The sequence below is a fragment of the Streptomyces ficellus genome (assembly GCF_009739905.1).
In the GTDB taxonomy this organism is placed as follows: domain Bacteria; phylum Actinomycetota; class Actinomycetes; order Streptomycetales; family Streptomycetaceae; genus Streptomyces; species Streptomyces ficellus_A.
Window position 1 is genome coordinate 1,373,768 of sequence record NZ_CP034279.1, and the last position, 16,822, is coordinate 1,390,589.

Annotated in this window: 11 protein-coding genes; 6 read left to right on the forward strand and 5 right to left on the reverse strand. The window is 73.0% G+C overall.

Annotated features, from left to right (window positions below):
* Positions 1 to 39: 39 nt before the first annotated feature.
* The 3 genes from EIZ62_RS06065 to EIZ62_RS06075 all read right to left on the reverse strand — a co-directional run bounded on the left by EIZ62_RS06065 (position 40) and on the right by EIZ62_RS06075 (position 2,674).
* Positions 40 to 1,110 (reverse strand): BtrH N-terminal domain-containing protein, encoded by a 1,071-nt coding sequence (locus tag EIZ62_RS06065; RefSeq protein ID WP_156691689.1) that lies wholly within the window; start codon positions 1,108 to 1,110, stop codon positions 40 to 42.
* Entirely contained in the window at positions 1,107 to 1,700 is a 594-nt protein-coding gene (locus EIZ62_RS06070) for a hypothetical protein (protein ID WP_156691690.1), read from the reverse strand. Before EIZ62_RS06070 ends, EIZ62_RS06065 begins: the two co-directional genes overlap by 4 nt.
* A 239-nt stretch (positions 1,701 to 1,939) precedes the next feature.
* On the reverse strand, positions 1,940 to 2,674 hold the full coding sequence (locus tag EIZ62_RS06075) for a sulfotransferase-like domain-containing protein (RefSeq protein WP_208827783.1): 735 nt from the start codon (positions 2,672 to 2,674) through the stop codon (positions 1,940 to 1,942).
* A 280-nt stretch (positions 2,675 to 2,954) separates the two neighbouring features.
* Here EIZ62_RS06075 and EIZ62_RS06080 point away from each other — a divergent pair, with 280 nt between their 5' ends.
* The 5 genes from EIZ62_RS06080 to EIZ62_RS06100 are packed head-to-tail and all read left to right on the forward strand — an operon-like array spanning position 2,955 to position 11,393.
* Positions 2,955 to 3,833, forward strand: a complete 879-nt coding sequence (locus EIZ62_RS06080) for a RimK family alpha-L-glutamate ligase (protein WP_156691691.1) — start codon at positions 2,955 to 2,957, stop codon at positions 3,831 to 3,833.
* Positions 3,830 to 4,954, forward strand: coding sequence for a M20/M25/M40 family metallo-hydrolase (locus EIZ62_RS06085; protein ID WP_156691692.1), 1,125 nt, complete (start codon positions 3,830 to 3,832; stop codon positions 4,952 to 4,954). Before EIZ62_RS06080 ends, EIZ62_RS06085 begins: the two co-directional genes overlap by 4 nt.
* Positions 4,951 to 9,102 carry a non-ribosomal peptide synthetase gene (locus tag EIZ62_RS06090; RefSeq protein WP_208827785.1) on the forward strand — a complete coding sequence of 1,384 codons (4,152 nt, stop codon included), beginning with the start codon at positions 4,951 to 4,953 and terminating at the stop codon, positions 9,100 to 9,102. The genes EIZ62_RS06085 and EIZ62_RS06090 overlap by 4 nt, the downstream gene beginning before the upstream one ends.
* A 10-nt stretch (positions 9,103 to 9,112) precedes the next feature.
* Positions 9,113 to 10,267, forward strand: coding sequence for an acyl-CoA dehydrogenase family protein (locus EIZ62_RS06095; RefSeq protein ID WP_156691693.1), 1,155 nt, complete (start codon positions 9,113 to 9,115; stop codon positions 10,265 to 10,267).
* Between the two features lies 1 nt (position 10,268).
* On the forward strand, positions 10,269 to 11,393 hold the full coding sequence (locus EIZ62_RS06100) for an acyl-CoA dehydrogenase family protein (RefSeq protein WP_156691694.1): 1,125 nt from the start codon (positions 10,269 to 10,271) through the stop codon (positions 11,391 to 11,393).
* A 72-nt stretch (positions 11,394 to 11,465) separates the two neighbouring features.
* Here EIZ62_RS06100 and EIZ62_RS06105 read toward each other — a convergent pair whose 3' ends face one another.
* Positions 11,466 to 12,389, reverse strand: a complete 924-nt coding sequence (locus tag EIZ62_RS06105; RefSeq protein ID WP_244375499.1) for a response regulator — start codon at positions 12,387 to 12,389, stop codon at positions 11,466 to 11,468.
* Positions 12,390 to 13,456: 1,067 nt separating this feature from the next.
* Here EIZ62_RS06105 and EIZ62_RS06110 point away from each other — a divergent pair.
* A complete protein-coding gene (locus EIZ62_RS06110) occupies positions 13,457 to 14,497 on the forward strand; it encodes an inosamine-phosphate amidinotransferase 1 (protein WP_156691695.1) in 1,041 nt (346 codons plus the stop codon).
* A 132-nt stretch (positions 14,498 to 14,629) separates the two neighbouring features.
* Here EIZ62_RS06110 and EIZ62_RS06115 read toward each other — a convergent pair whose 3' ends face one another.
* Entirely contained in the window at positions 14,630 to 16,735 is a 2,106-nt protein-coding gene (locus EIZ62_RS06115; RefSeq protein ID WP_425281798.1) for a DUF1996 domain-containing protein, read from the reverse strand.
* Positions 16,736 to 16,822: the final 87 nt, after the last annotated feature.

The window sequence follows — 16,822 nt, forward strand, 5'->3', positions numbered from 1 at the left end:
TCCTCTCGACATGGTCTCGGGTGGTCGGGCCGGGCGCGGTCACAGGCGTGCGGCTGCCGCGCCCACGGCGTCGACGGCACGCGCGTACAGGCCGCGCAGCACGGTGGCGTGGTGCGCGATGTCGGCCGAGACCGCTCGGGGGTCGGCGTGGCCGTGGGCGCCGGTGATCCGCAGCCCGGTCCACGCGTGGGCGACGGACTCGACCGCGCGTCCGGCCCCGGCGAGCGCCGGGTCGCCCCAGGTGCGGCCGCAGCGGCGCAGGAGTTCGCCGTGCAGGGACGCCTGGGCCTGCATGCCCCAGCCGAAGGGGTACAGCTCGCGCAGGGCGGTGTCGTCCCCGGCTCGGCACCGTTCGACGAGTTCGGCGGCGAACGCGTCGAATCCGGCGAGACCAGCACGGGCCTGCGTGGCCGAGGTGGCTGCGGTGGCCGTGGTGAAGGCGTCGGTGTCGGTGCGCAGGAAGCCGCCGAGCAGCTCGGGGGTGAGCGGCGGGGGCGGGGTGTCGAGCCGGACGTCCAGGCAGCGCCTGCCGATGCGCGAGTCGCTGAAGAACGCGTCCTGGACGTCGGTCGGGTTGGCCGAGCCCCAGCTGCGCAGGAACGCCTCGACGGGGACGGCGCCGCGGAACGCGGGCGGCATCGCGTCCGAGACGTACACCAGGCCGCGGGCCTCGTCCAGGCCGTACACCACGACGAGGTGCGCGGCGTGCACGTCGCCGTACGCGGGCCGGAAGGGCAGGTGGAAGTTGTCGACGGCGGCGATGACCAGCCGGTCGGCGGTCAGCGTGTCGCGCACCTCCCGCCACAGGTCGTCCTCGTCGGCGGGCTGCCACCAGCGTGCGCGCAGGTCGTGGTGCGGCGCCAGGGCGGCACCGAGGTCGGCCTCGCCGGACGCGCCGGGCGGGCACGGGTAGTAGAACTCCTCGGACCTGACGTCGCCGGGCAGGTGCAGGAAGCGCCAGCCGGCGCCGAGCACGGCCAGCGGGTCGGCCCCCTCGCGTGCCACCACCGTGCCGAACGTGGCCTGGAGGCAGCTGATCAGGTCGCGGTACCACCACTGGGGTTCCGGGCCGGTGATCATGTACGTCCTCGTCGTCACGTCACCGGTCATGCCGCCGCCTCCGCCCGTTGCAGGGTGACCGCGAAGAGGTGGAGCGCGTCGTTGCGGGGCAGCCGGACGCCCGTCAGGCCGGCGCGCCGGGTCACGGGCACCCGCTGCGCCCACATGACGGCGGAGACGTTGCGCTGGACGTGGTGCGGGTAGTGCATGACGGGGCTCTCGTACGCCTTGACCTCGCCGAACCAGGCGGGCGCCGACCAGAAGTCGGAGACCCGCAGCGGCTCCGGGTCGACCGAGCCGTCGTCGAAGTGCAGTTCGGCGGTGTCCTCGCAGCGCCGTTCCGCGGCGGCCAGGACGTGGATCCAGTCGTACCGGCCCTCGGGCAGGTCGAGGAACTGTCCGGCGCAGCGGATGTTGTCCGGTCCGTCGCAGACCGGGGGGAACCGGAAGGGAACTCCGGCGATATGGACGAGAGTTCCGCCCGCGGGCAGGTATTCGGCGGCGAACGAGTTCCCCCACACGTTGAACGCCGCCGCTTTGGTCTCCGTCGCCGCGGAGACGGCCGTGTTGTTGCGATGGCCGGAGATGTCGACCGGATCGCACAGCCGGGTGGGGGCGGAGGGCGCCGTCGTGTCCGTCACGTGGTCCCCCTCACGGGAATCACGCCCGGTATTCCGGTACCGCGCGGCATTCGCGTGCCGACGGGTATTCGTGTACCGGCCGGTATTCGTGTGCCGGGCTGTATTCGTATGCCGGGCTGTATTCGTATGCCGGGCGGGCGCATCGCACAGTTCATCCGCATCGTGTCGACCTCGGATTTCCGTATCGCTGGTCCGGTGTTCTCGCCTGGTGGTTCCGCCGGGCCCTGCCGGCCGGACGGTCACGGCCGGAGTGCGGCGGCCCGCAACTCCTCGTAGTACGGCAGGTGGTAGTCGCGGTGGGCCCGTAGCACCGGGTCGGCGGCCACCTTCTCGGCCCCGCGGCCCGGCGCGCGCGTGAAGCCGGCCGTCCTGCTGGTCGACTCGTGCCACCGGCTGGTCGCCTGCCACTCCGTCCGCATCCCCGGCTGCCAGTTCAGCGCGTCCGCGAGGAAGGGGATGCCCACCGCCGCGCAGTACGCCCGCACGGTGTCGGCCGGCCGGTCGAGCAGGTCGTCCGAGTCGACGACGACCGGCGTGGTGCCGGTGGCGGCCCGTACGGCCGTGAAGATCTCGTGCAGCCGGGCGAACCCGATCTCGTCGCGGCCGAGGTCCGGGTTGAGCGCGTGGTGCGAGGCGATGGCCTCGTCCGGGTGGCGGATGATGAAGGTGTGCGTGGCGCCGGCGAGGAAGTCCCGGTCGGCGAGCACCGCCGGGTAGGCGAAGTCCGTGGTGTCCTTGAAGAACACCGGCTTCTTCTCCTCCGCGAGGTCCCGCAGTGCGGCGAGTACGTCCTGCTCCGACCGGGCGACCCGGTCGCCCACCTTCACCTCTCCGAAGTCGACCACCTGGGAGAGCGGTTCGTGCACGACGACGTGGTCTCCCCGCTCCGCCATCATCCGCGCGAACGCGGTGGAACGGCAGCGCGGCGCGCTCCAGAGCGCGAGCACCGGTATCCGCCCTGATATGTCGTCCACGGTTTCCCCTTCCGTCTGGCACGGCGCTCGCGCGTCCGGCCGGAAAGCGTGCGGTGAACTCATGCGAAAGGCATTCGGAATGCGGTTCAAGAGTGGCACGAGCGGCGCCCGGGCCGGGTAAGCGACATGTGCAGTCGCCGGGCCGCGAAGTAAACGCGGTGCGTCGCCGCGGATGAGCTTGTCGCGGACGCGCCCGCCGCCGGACCGCCCATAGCCTCCCGTGGACGCGACAGACCGGTTGTGCCATCCGGTCAACCAGTGGTCCTACGACGGAGGTCACGTGTCAGCGACATCCAAGCCCCCGGGTGACGGCAGGATCGCCGTGCTCGCCAGCAGGGTCGGCGCGGACGAGAAACGGCTCTTCGACGCACTCGAACGGCGTGGTGTTCCCTTCGACCACGTCGACACGCGCGGCCAGTGGTTCCTGGCCGGGCAGCGTGACCTGCCGTGGAGTCTCGTGCTGAACCGGGAGATCGGCCAGGCCCGCGCCACGTACGCGGCCCGCTGCCTCACCTCGGCGGGCGTCGAGGTGCTCAACAGCGCGGACGCCACCGAGGTGTGCGGGGACAAGTGGCGCACCACCCTGGCGCTCCGGGCGGCCGCGGTGCCGACGCCGCGCACCGCGCTCGGCCTCACCCCGCAGGCCGCGCTGGACGCCCTGGAGTCCCTCGGCTACCCGGCGATCGTCAAGCCGCTGGTCGGCTCGTGGGGCCGGCTGGTGGTACGGCTGCCCGACCGCGCGGCCGCGGAGGGCGTGTTCGAGTACGTCGCCGCGCTGCCGGGCCCGCAGTCCCACCTGACGTACGTGCAGGAGCTGATCGACAAGCCGGGCAGGGACATCCGGGCGATCGTCGTCGGCGGCCAGGTGCTGGGCGCCGTCCACCGGACCGGTGAGTCGTGGCGCACCAACGTGGCGCTCGGCGCGCGGGCCCGGCCGTGCGAGGCGACACCGGAGATCACCAAGCTGTCGCTCGACGCGGCGGCCGCCGTCGGCACCGACATCGCGGGTGTCGACCTGATCGAGGACCGGGACGGCCGGCTGCTGGTGCTGGAGGTCAACCACCGGGTCGAGTTCAGCGGGTTCCAGTCCGCGTTCGGCGACCGGGTCGACGTCGCGGACCGCATCGTGGAACACCTACGGGAGCGAGCGCAACGATGAACTGGGCATTCACCAAGTCCGGCCACGTCACCGAGACGAGCGCCGTGGGGCTGCTGCGCGGCATGCTGGAGATACCGTCCTCGTCCTACCAGGAGCGCGCGCTGGCCGACTTCCTGGCGGAGGCGATGACGGACCTGGGTTACCGGGCGCACATCGACACGGTGGGCAACGTCATCGGCGTGATCGAGCGCGGCGACGGTCCGACCCTGATGCTGCTGGGGCACATGGACACCGTCCCGGGCCAGATCCCGGTCCGCTCCGAGGACGGCAGGCTCTACGGCCGGGGCGCGGTGGACGCGAAGGGTCCGCTCGCGGCGATGATCTGCGCCGCGGCGGGCGCGGTGGACTTCCCCGGGCGGATCGTGGTGATCGGCGTCGTCGAGGAGGAGACCCCGCGCTCGCGCGGCGCGATGGCGATCCGGGCCGCCCACGACCGGCCGGACGCGCTGATCGTCGGCGAACCGAGCGGCTGGTCCAGCGTGGTCATCGGCTACAAGGGCAAGCTCGACCTGCGCTACACCGTCCAGTGCCCGGCCACGCATCCAAGCAACCCGGAGCCGAAGGCGTCCGAACTGGCCGTCGCCTGCTGGGCCGCGCTGGTCGACCTGCTCGGGCCGGACGCGGGCCACGACGCGTTCGCCCGGCCGGGCGCGACGCTGTGCCGGCTGAACGCCGACCTGACGTCGGCGACGGCGGACCTCAGCGTCCGCACCCCGCCGGGGTTCGACGTCGAGGGGCTGGTGAGCGGGTTGCGCGACCGGCTGCCGGCAGGCCGTCTGGAGGTGCTGAACTCGGTGGCGGCCTGCCGGGCGGACCGGGCCAACCCGGCCGTCCGCGCGCTGGTGACCGGTATCCGGGGGCTGCACGCCCAGCCCCGGCTGGTGGTGAAGACGGCGACGTCGGACATGAACACCCTCGCGGAGGTCTGGGACATCCCGATGGCGACCTACGGCCCGGGTGACAGCAGGCTCGACCACGCCGACACGGAGCACATCGTGCTGTCGGACTTCCTGCGGGGCGTCGACGTGCTGTCCCTGGCCATCGCGGAGCTGGCGCACCTGCCGGTCCGCGTGGACGGCGGGGCGAGCGACGCGCCGCTTCCGGAGAGGAGTCTGCGATGACCGACATGACCCAGCGTCTCGCCGCCCTGCCCGCCGAGCGCCGCGCGGGGTTCCTCGCGTTGCTGGAGGCGCAGGTGGCGGAGGCGGCCGGGCGGGGTCCGGTACCGCGCGGGGACACCGGGCCGGCGCCGCTGTCGTCCGCGCAGGAGACCTGGTGGTTCCTCGGCCGGTCCGCGCCGGATGGCCCCGCGGACGTGGAGCCGTTGTGCCTGCGGTTGCGCGGGGAGCTGGACGCGGGCGCGCTGCGGGCGGCGCTGGCCGCGGTCGTGGCCCGGCACGAGGCGCTGCGGACCGCGGTCGTGGACGGCGAGGACGGGCCGGTGCAGGTGGTCGCGCCCCGGGTGCGGGTCGAGCTGCCGCTGATCGAGGTGGCGGGTGAGGGGCCCGGGCAGCGGCTCGCCGCCGCGCGGGCGCTCGCCGCGGAACGGGTCGAGGCGCCGTTCGACGTGGGCAGGTCGCCCCTGTGGCGTGCCGCGTTGATCAGGGTGGCGCCGGACGACCACCTGTTCCTGTTCGAGGCGCACCGGCTGGTGTGCGACGGCTCGTCGCTCGGGCTGCTGGCGGACGAACTGGCCGAGGCGTACCGGGCGTCGCGCGACGGCGGGGCGCCGCGGCTGCCGGCCCTTCCGGTGCAGTACCCCGACTACGCGGTGTGGCAGCGGGGGCGGCTCGACGACGGCGGGCCGGACGAGCGGGCCGCCCGCCTGCGCGACAGGCTCGCGGGCGCCGAGGTGCTGGAGTTCCCGACCGACCGGCCCCGCGGCGACACCCCGTCCTTCGCCGGGGACACCGCGGGTTTCACCCTCGGCCGCGAGGGCCTGGAGCGGGCGGCGGAACTGGCCCGGGAGGAGGGCGCGACCCCGTTCGACGTCCTCCTCGCCGCGTTCTTCACCCTGCTGCACCGGTACTCCGGCCTGGAGGACCTGGTGATCGGCTCACCGGACGGCGACCGGCGGGACGACGCCGTGTCGTCGGTGATCGGGCCGTTCGCCACGCTCACGGCGCTGCGCGGGGACCTCTCCGGCGACCCGGCCTTCCGGGAACTGGTCCGGCGCGTGGGGCACGCGGTGTCGGACGCCCGCGCGCAGGGCGGCGTGCCGTTCGGTGAACCGGCCGGCACGGTGGGCCCGGCCGCCGACCCGTCGCGCTCACCGGTCTTCCAGATCGTGTTCGGTACGCGCGACGCGTCGCCCACGACCGGCCCGCCCGGCCTGCCCGGCCTGGTGACCACCCGGGAGACCGTCCGGAGCGGCAGGACCCGGTTCGACATGACCTGGCAGGTGGAGGAGCCGGCAGCGCCGGGCGTCGACGCGCGCCTGGACATCGGGTTCAACACCGGTCTCTTCGACGGCGAGAGCATCGCCAGGTTCGCCCGGCACTACGACGGGCTCCTGCGCACCCTGACCGCCGCCCCGGACGCCCCGCTGTCCGCCGCGGACGTGCTGAGCCCGGAGGACCGGGAGTTCCTCGCCCGGGTCGGCAGCGGACCGGTGCGGCCGGTGCGCGAGACGACCGTCGTGGCGGAGTTCGAGGCGCGCGTCCACGAGGCGCCCGACAGCGTGGCGGTCGTCGTCGAGGACACCCCGACCACGTACGCCGAGCTCAACGCCCGCGCCAACCGGCTCGCCGCCCTGCTGCGCGAGCGCGGTGCCGGACCGGGCACGAGGATCGGCCTGTGCCTGCGCAGGAACGCCGACCTGCCGGCGGCGATGCTCGCGGTGCTCAAGACCGGCGCGGCGTACGTGCCGCTCGACCCGGCGCATCCCGCCGCCCGGGTCGGGGAGATCGCCGCCGACGCGGGGGTGCACGCGGTGGTCGCGCACGCCGGGGTCGCGGGAGCCGTCCGCGAGGTCGCCGCGCCCGTGGTGATCCTGGACGACGTCCGCGCGGAACTGGCGGCGATGCCCGACCGGAACGCGCCGCTCGCGGCGGAACCCGGCGACGTCGCGTACATCATCTACACCTCCGGCAGCACCGGCAGGCCCAAGGGGGTGCTCCTCGAACACCGCGGCGTGGTCAACTTCATCGACTCCACCCGGGACCTGTTCGGCCTGACGCCCGCCGACCGGGTGCTCGGGTTCGCGTCGATCACCTTCGACGTCTCCGTGTTCGAGACGTTCTCCGCGCTGCTGACCGGGGCGCGCCTGTGTCTGGCGACCGATGACGAGCGGCTGTCCATCGACCGGCTCCAGGCGCTGATGGAACGCGCCGGCATCACCGTCATCGACCTGCCGCCGACGGTGATGCCGCTGCTGGCGCCGGAGAAGTTTGCCGACCTGCGCATCGCGTTCGTCGGCGGCGAGGCGTTCAGCGGTGAGCTGGTGAACCGGTGGAACCCGGGCCGGCGGCTGTTCAACGGCTACGGCCCGACCGAGTGCACGGTGACGATGATCGTCGAGGAGTGCCCGGGCACCTGGGACACCACCCCGCCGATCGGCCTGCCCATGGCCAACCACGTCGCGCACGTCCTGGACCGCGGCCTGCGCCCCGTCCCGGTCGGGGTGCCGGGCGAGCTGGTGATCGGCGGGGCGGGGCTGGCCCGCGGCTACCTCGACCGGGACGAGCTGACCGCGGAGAAGTTCGTCCCCGACCCGTTCGGCACCGCGCCCGGCGGGCGTCTGTACCGGACCGGGGACCTGGTGAAGCGGTTGCCGGACGGACGGCTGGTCTTCCTCGGCCGGCTCGACCAGCAGGTCAAGATCCGGGGTCTGCGGATCGAGCTGGGCGAGGTGGAGTCGGCGCTGGCCTCGATCGACGGCATGGGTCCGGTCAGCGTGCGGCCGTGGACCGACGACGCCGGTGACAAGCACCTGGTCGGCTACCTGACGGGGATCGACGAGCAGCGGGTGCCGTCGGTGCGCGAGCGGCTGGGCACCCTCCTGCCGTCGTACATGGTCCCCTCGTACTTCGTCGTCCTCGGCGAACTGCCGCTCACCAGCAGCGGCAAGGTCGACTGGCGCAGGCTGCCGGCGCCGGACCCGGGCGCGGCGGGTGACGTGTCGGGGGACGAGCCGCGCACCGCCACCGAGCGGGTGCTGCTGCGCGAGGTGCTCGTCCCGCTGTTGCGCAACGAGCGGCTCGGTGTGCACGACGACTTCTTCCAGGCGGGCGGCAACAGTCTCCAGGCCGCCCAGCTGATGTCGGCGATCAACCGCAGGTTCGACGTGGAGGTCGCGCTCGGCGACTTCTTCGTCTCGCCCACGGTCGCGCACCTGGCCGCCACCATCGACTCCGTCCGTGCCGCGCGGCTCGGTGACGGCGACCGGCCGGCCCCGCAGGCGGACCGGTCTTCGTCGTCCCGGTCTTCGTCGTCCCGGCCTCCGACGGACGGCGGCCGTGCGGTCGCGGTCGCGGACGTCGCGGGGGGCGACGACCGGGCGCCGGTGCTGATGCGGCCGCCCGGCCCGGCGCGGGTGGTCCTGGTGCACCCGTCGGGCGGTGAACTGTTCTGCTACGTGCCGCTGGTGCGGGCGCTGCGCGAGGGCGTCGGTGTGGCCGGGTTCGCCGCCGACGCCCGGGACGCGGCCGTACCCGCGCAGGACGGTATGACTGTGGCCGCCGCCAGGATCGCGAAGGCGCTGACCGCGGCCGGGCTGCCGGAGTCGTCCTGCCTGGCCGGCTGGTCCTACGGCGGGGTGCTCGCCTTCGAGATCGCCCGGCAGCTGGAGCGCGACACCGGGCTGCGGCCACCGGTGGTGCTGCTGGACGCCTCCTGGAACGAGGATCCCGTACCGCTCGACGAGGCGACGGTGCGACGGCGGTTCGTGCACGACGTCGCCAGGCTGGCGGGGTGGGACGGCGCGGAGGCCGGCGCGGTCCCGGCCCCCGCCGCCGGCCCGGCCGGGCTCAGGCGGGCGCTGACGGACCTCGGGGTGGAACCGGCCCTGAGCGACGAGGAGCTGGCCGGGCGCTACGACGTCTTCCGGGCGTGCGCGCTGGCGTTGCAGGCGTACCGCCCGCCGGGCCCGTACGGCGGCCCGGTGACCCTGCTGGCCGCCTCGCGCCGCGCCGCCGTGGAGGAGGAGTGGCGGTCGGTGTGCACGGGTCCCTTCCGGGCCGGCGGCCTGCCCGGCGACCACTACACCCTGTTCACGGAACCGGCGCTGGGCCGGATCGTCGCCGCGATCGAAGAGACGCTCGCCCCCTGAGGAGACGCACATGCGGTACGGATTCACCGAGGAACAACAACGGTTCCGGGCGGACGTGCGGCAGGCGCTGCGCTCCGCCGAGGTGCGCGCTGCGGTGGCGGACGCCACGCCCGCGGACGGCGTCGAGCCGGACATGCGGACGCTGTACCGCCTGCTCGGCAAGCTCGGACTGCTCGCCGTGCACTGGCCCGCCGAGTTCGGCGGGGCGGACCGGCCGCTCACCGACGCGGCGATCGTCGCCGAGGAGCTGGTGCGCGCGGGCGTGCCGGACACGCTGCACGTCAACACCATCCAGATCGTCGGCCAGTTCCTGCTGATGGCGGGCAGCGCCGAGCAGAAGCGCCGGCACCTGCCCGCACTGGCCCAGGGCGAACGGTTCGCGTCGGTGCTCTACACCGAACCGGACGCGGGGTCGGACCTCGGCGCGCTGCGGACCGTGGCGGAACCGGACGGCGACGGCTACCGGCTCACCGGCACCAAGGTGTTCAGCCTCAAGACGCGCTTCGTCGACCTGGGGTTGTGCGCGGCCCGTACGACGCCGGGGGCCGGGAAGTACCAGGGGATCAGCCTGTTCCTGGTCGACCTGACCGCCCCCGGTGTGACGGTGTCGGTGATCCCCGGCGTCAGCGACGAGCAGTTCCACCGGGTGGACCTCGACGCGGTGCCGGTCTCCGGTGACGACCTCATCGGGGCCCGTGACCAGGGGTGGCCGCTGCTCAACGAGGCGCTGGCCATCGAACGCACCGGTCTCGACTACTTCCTGAAGGCGGAACGCTGGCTGGAGGCCGCCCTGGAGGCGCTGGCCGACCGGGATCCGGAATCCACGCACGACGCCCACCTCGAGCACATCGGCCGCTTCGACGGCGCGCTCGCGGCGGACCACGTCCTCGCCTGGGAGGTGCTCACCGGACTCGCCTCCGGCCGGGTCGATCCCGTCACGGCCGCCGTCGCCAAGTACCACAGCAGCGAACTCGCCCGGGACGTCGCGGAATGGGCGGCCGGTGTCCCGGATCCCGGCCAGCGGGCGGACCGCGCCCCGGCCGCGGTGGTCCTTGACTCCGCCTACCGGGAGGCCCCGGGGCTCACCCTGTCGGCGGGGACCTCCGAGGTGATGCTGCAAATCATGGCGACCGCCTTCGACTCCCTGGGACAGGAGAAGCGCTGACATGGACCTCACCCCCGATCCCCTCCTCGTCCAGTTGCGCGGGGCGTTGCGCACGGCCCTCGCCGGTGTCCCCGTACGGTCCGGGGTGCACGGCCCCCCGGTGGCCGACGGCCCCTCCGGCCCCGCGCGGGAGGTGCTCGACCGCCTGGGCGCGGCCGACTTCGAGCGGCCCGCCTCCGCCGGCGGGCTCGGTCTCGGCCTGACGGCCGGGGTGGTCGTCGCCGAGGAACTCGGCCGTGCGGCGTGCGGGAACCCCTACCGGGCCGACGCGCTGGCCGCCTCCCTGGGGCACCCGGGTGGCGCCGCGTCGGCCGGCTGGGAGGCGCTGCCGGTCGGCGCCGGAGTGACGGCGACGGCCCGGGCGGGCGGCTGGGACCTGACCGGCGCGGCCACCGCCGACGGCCCCGCGGACGGGCCGCTCCTGGTGGCCGCCCGGGCCGGCGGTGAGCCGCTGCTGGTGGCGGTGGAGCCCGGTGCGCCCGGCCTTACGGCGGGGACCGGGTGCTGGCCGCAGGTCGTCCGGTTCGAGGCCACGCCGGTCACGCCGGCGGACGTGGTCGGGGCGCTGGACGACTCGCCCACGGGTCCGCTGGCGCGGGCGCGGCTGCGACAGGCCGCCTACCTGCTGGGCGTCGCCGACGGCGCGCACCGGATCGCGGTGCGCCACGCCGGTGTCCGGCGGCAGTTCGACACCCGGCTGCGCGACCTGCCCGCCGTGGCCTTCCCACTGGCCCGGGCGATGGTGGCGCTGCGCGCGACCAGGGCGGTGGTCTACCGGGGCGCCTCGCTGGTCGACTCCCAGGACGCCGGGACCGGTACGGCGCCGGTGGCGGCCCTCGCGACGGCCGCCGGGACCGGAACGGCGCCGCTGGTGGCGCTCGCGACGGCCGCCGAGACCGCCCGGGACGTGGTGCGCTCGTGCATGCAGGCGTGCGGGGTGCGGGCGATGACGGACGAGCTCGGGCTGCACCGGTACTTCCGGCTGGTCGCGGCCGAGGCGGGCCGGTACGGCGAGCCCGCCGCGCTCTGGCGGCTCGCCGGCGCCGCCCGCCTCGACCGCGCCCGGCGAGCCGCCGGCGGGGGCGCCGCCGGCTCTCAGGTCGCGGCGGCGGCCCGGTCGCGGTGAGGTGCGGTGAGGTGCGGTGAGGCCGGCCGCAGCGACGGCGGCGCCGCCCGGCCCGGCCGGCCTCAGCAGGGGTCAGCCCGCCCGGAGGTCCTGTCGTGCGCCCGGCTCCTCCTCGCCGGGGGCGCGTCCGGCCGGCTGGATGAGTCCGGAACGGTAGGCCAGTGACACGAGTTGGGCGCGGTCGCGGGCCCCGAGCTTGGTGCGCACCCGGTAGAGGTGGGTGCGGACGGTGGCGACGCCGATGGTCAGCTCGCGGGCCACCTCCTCGGTGGACATGCCGCGGGCCACCATCTGCGTCACCTCCCGTTCGCGGGGGGTCAGTTCGTCCACCTCCGGACAGGGTGCCGGCTCCGCGCTGTCCGGCTGTTCACGGAACCACTCGACGAGGCGGTGCGCGATGTCGGGCGCGAGCACGGTCCGGCCCACGGCGGCCGCCCGGATCGCGGTGACGAGTTCCTGCGGGCTGGCGTCCTTGCCGAGCAGACAGCTCGCGCCGGTGTGCAGCACGTCGCTGACGGTCTTGTCGGCGTCGGACAGGCGCGTGAACACCACGATATTGGGGCGCGCTTCCTCTTTTCCGAGCCTGCGGATCATCTCCAGGCCGGAGATGGTGCGCAGGGTCAGATCGGTGACCACGACATCGGGCCGTGCGGTGCGCACCAGCACGATGGCCTCCATGCCGTTGTCGGTCGAACCGATCACATCGATGTCCGGTACGGCATCGAGCAACGTCCGTAAACCGTCGCCGATGACCGGGAGTTCGTCGCAGATGAGTACCCGAATGGTCATTCTGTTCCGCCTCCATGAGGGTAGCTGGAAGCCTCGCTCGACTGCGGACGAGGTCGTCGCCGCACCGAGTCCCAACCGTCTGGTCGCCACACCGGCGACCAGTGACCCGGCCAATGCACCGACGGCACCGGAACCGGCCATGAGCTTGATCGTGCCCGAGCTCAGAGCGGGATCCCGCACCGCGAACAGCACGAACAGCGCGAACAAGGTGTTGATTCATGACGAGAACGGGTTGTGGGGGGATGAAGGGTGGGGGGATGGGAGTGGGGGGTGGGGTGAAGGGGGGCAGGGTGGCCCTGCCCGGTGTGGGGATGACCGCCTACGGGGCGGAGGACACCGCGCCGATCACCGGCGCGTAGGGGGCACCGCCGGGCCGCGACACGAGGCGCGGGGCAGGGCGCGCGGACGGGGGCGGCCGACGCGCCCGCCCGCGGCCCGGTGCCGGCGCCGGGGACGCCCGCCTGGTCGTCCCCGGTCCACCGATGTGATCAGCACTGTGGTTTCCCCCTTGTTGGACGCGTCGACCTCATGGGTCGTGTCGCTCACCGCTCCTCAGAGCGTCTCACCATCGACCGGGCAACGGCGCTGCGGACGCTCGGAAAAGCGTCATGATCAAAAATTCGGCGAGGAGCGCTCCCGGCCTTGTCTCATGCGCGATTACTGGGGACGAGCGGCTCATTCCCGTGACGAGGAGATGTCAATGGGCAGAACGGGTCTCTTCGCACAAAGATCGAACCTAGGAGGTTCTAGTTCATGTTTTAAGCGAGTGTCAAGTCAACCCGGTCCGGCCACCGGGGATGCTTTTCGGCCCGCAATTGGAGTTTCACACCAACCGGTTGACGCCGGGTGTGAACGGCAGGGCCGGCGCACTCCCCGATATCACCCGTGCCGGATGTCCGGGTACCCGTGCCAGGACGGACGGCCCGACCACGACGTGCGGCGAGACCCCGCCACGCCCGCCGTCCGGGCGCCGCCACGGCCGGGCGCGCACGGGCCGCGGGGCGGCCTGGACCACCCGGCGGGCACGCCACGGGACTGGAGTCCGATTCCAGCCATACTTGAGGTGGGCCTGCCATATCGGGCGGTAGATCAATTACGCTGCACGTGCCACCCGGTGTTGCCGGGGGGATATCCACGCCATGTCTGAGTCGACCGTCCTCGCTTACCCGGAGAGCCGGAGAGGACGCCTCGCTACCGCTCGATCGCTTCACCACGGTGTTCGGACGACTTACCGACGCCGCACCGACGGCGTACGACATGAGAGGGACGAACCGATGAGCCTGGTCAATGTCCACACGGAATGGGACCCGCTCGAAGAAATCGTCGTAGGGACCATGGAAGGCGCACGGATGCCGATCGTCGATCGGAGCCTGCTCGCCACGGAATTCCCGGACATAGACGACCCACAACAGATTCCGACCGGCCTTTATCCCGCCCAGGTGGCCGAGGAGACCGAGGCCGAGCTCGAAGCGCTGGCCGACCTGCTCACCGGCCTCGGCGTGACCGTACGACGGCCCGGCGGACGTGACCACAAGTCGATCGTCTCCACACCGGACTGGAGCACCGACGGCTTCTACGACTACTGCCCCCGGGACGGCTTCCTCGCCGTCGGCGACGCGATCATCGAGTCCCCCATGGTGCTGCGGTCCCGGTGGCTCGAAGGGTTCGCCTACAAGGACCTGTTCCTGGAGTACTCGGACAGCGGTGCCCGCTGGCTGTCGGCGCCCAAGCCCCAGCTGACCGACGACATGTACGAGCCGACCGCCCCGCCGGGACAGCGCCTGCGGGACCTGGAACCGGCCTTCGACGCGGCCAATATCCTCAGGTTCGGTACGGACCTGCTCTACCAGGTGTCCGACAGCGGCAACAAGCGCGGCGCACGGTGGCTCCAGTCGGTGCTCGGGCCGCAGTACACGGTGCACCCCTGCGAGAACCTGTACACGTCCACCCACATCGACTCGACCATCGTGCCGCTGCGCCCCGGGCTCCTGCTGGTCAACCCCGCCCGGGTCACCGAGGACAACTTCCCGGACTTCCTGCGCGGTTGGGACCGGATCGTCTGCCCGGAGCTGGTGGACACCGGCTTCGTCGGCGACCACCCGAAGTCATCCGTCTGGATCGGGATGAACTTCCTGGTGATCGCGCCCGGCAAGGCCATCGTCGACAAGCGCCAGACGGGGCTCATCCGCGAGCTGGAGCGCCACGGAGTGGAGGTGATCCCGTCGCAGCTCACCCACTCCAGGACCCTCGGCGGTGGTTTCCACTGCGTCACGCTCGACGTGCGCCGCGCGGGCGAACTCGCCACCTACCGGTAGGGGCTCCGGGCGCCCCCGCCGGCCGCTCGGCCTGTCGGCCGGTACGTCCGCGGAAACGCCGAGGGCCGGACCCGTGGTACGTACGGGTCCGGCCCGGCCGGCGAGTGTCCGGCTCACCGGCGTAACGAGGTGTCACCGGCGGCGCCGGGAACCCCTCCCGACGGTGGCGGGCTCACGGCGCTTGCCCATCCACAGGAGCGCGGCACCGCCGATCAGCAGCAGCGCCCCTGCGGCGGACGGCCACAACTGGGCGCCGGTGGAGGCTAGTCCGCCTTCCGCGGCCTGTGACGTGCCCGCTCCGTTCGACACCGGTTCGTTCGCCGCGGGTGCGGCCGTCGCGGGTTCGGTCGTCGTCGTCGAGGGTGCGTTTGTCGCCGGTCCGTTCGCCGTGGGTCCGTTCGTCCCGGCTCCGTTCCCACTGCCGGAGTCCGTCGAGTCCTGCTCGCGGGGCGGGGCGGCGGCGGACGACTTGGCGCCCGCGCCCTCGGGCTCCGGCGCGTCCTTGGCGTCCTTCGTGTCCGGTACGTCCCCGGAGGCGGGCGCCGGCGCGTCCGGCCGCTCGGGGGCGGGAGTGGGCTTGCCCTGCTGGGCCGGGGCGGTGGCGGGCTGTTCCTTGACCTCGGGCTGTGCCGGAGGGGTGGCGGGCCGGTCCTTCACCTCCGGGGCGGCGGTGGGACGGTCCTGCTGGTCCGGGACGGCGGGCGGCTCGTTCGGCTCGTTCTGCTCGTCCGGGGCGTCCGGGGCTTCCGGGGCGTCGGGAGCCGGGCCCGCGTCGTCACCGGCGGGCGGTGCGTTGCCCGTGGCGCCGTTGACGCAGGTGCGTCCTTCGTTGATGCAGGAGACCAGGTCCTTCATCAGACCGTCGTCGAAGACGTTGATGAAGTCTCCGTGGTCGGTGACCGGCTTGTGCAGTTGCTCGGGGAACGAGTCGACGGCGAACACCGTGCCCTGCGGGACGTCGTAGACGATCCGCTGCTGGAGCTGCGGAATGGCCTGGAAACCGCCCGGGCAGTTGCCGTTGCCGTCCGCGAAGGCGACATGCGTGCGGTGGTTGGCACTGTCGGCGTTCTGGCCGTCCCAGCAGCTCTGGAACTTGAACGACCGGACGACCTGACTGCCCTGCGGGCAGATCGGGTACTTGTCCTTCAGCTGCCGGTCCTCGAACCCGGTGCAGCTCCAGGACGCGTTGGCGTTGGCATTCCCGTTGACGAAGGCCTTGGCGTCACCGGTGATGATCCGCAGGAAGCGCGGCATCGCCGTCACCTTGGCGACCGGGCTGCCCACGAAGTTCAGCGTCACCTCGGTCGGCGTGAGGATCTCACCGACGTTCTGGTCCTTGCCGCCGCCGTCGGCGCCGGCGTCGTTCTCGGCCTTCCCGTTCTGCGCGCGCAGCACGGGCCAGTAGTAGGTGGACTTGTCGCCCTGGTTACGGCAGGTGGTCTGCCCGTTGGCGAGGTCGTCGTCGCTGGCGAAGGCGTCGTTGGCCTGGTTGCCCACGTAGTCGTGCATGTGGTGGGCGCCGTTGCTGACGCCGGGCGCCACGATGACGTTGTCCGGGTTGAACTTGCCGTTCTCGTTCACACCGCAGTCGGTCGAGAACACGCCGCGCGAGGCACCGCGACGCTGCTGCGGGTTCCGCACGTTGGGCTGGACGCTCTGGATGTCGACGAAGTCGCCGGCGACCGGACCGTTGCCGGCCTGACCGCCGCCACCCTGACCCTGGCCTTGACCCTGATTCTGGCCCTGATCCTGCCCCTGCTCCTGGCCCTCGTCCTGCTGCTCCTGGCCGCCTCCGCGGGCTCCGGCTCCGGCGTCGTCGGCGCCGTCCGTCTTCAGAGTGCAGGTCGCCATCTCGTGGAGCCCTTGCGGACGCTCCCCCGCCACCCGGCCGATGGCCACGGCGATCCGGTCCAGACCCGCCGCGCGCTGGTTCTTGAGCGGTTCGAGGACGGAGTTCCGGGCGAACGCCGGGTCCTTGTCGACCTGCTCCTTCACGTCCACGAACCGCTGGTACGCCTCGGTGATCTGGCTGTCCAGGGTGGCCAGCTCGCGGTCGACCTCGGGCCTCGCGGCCTCCGGGACGTCCGGGAGCCCGTTCGCCACCTCGGGGCAGTCGATCGTGGAGGCGGTGGGACCGGTGCTCCGCGTCCGGTTGGTCTCGCCACCGAGCCAGCCCTCGCCGGCGGACGCATAGGAGTTGACCGCGATCAGTCCACCCCCGCCCAACATCAGCGCCATCGAGAGGACGACGGTCCTTCTGCCTCGTCTTGAGCGTCTTCGCTGCGAATGTGTCATGACAACTCCTAGCCGCGTACCGGGGGGGCG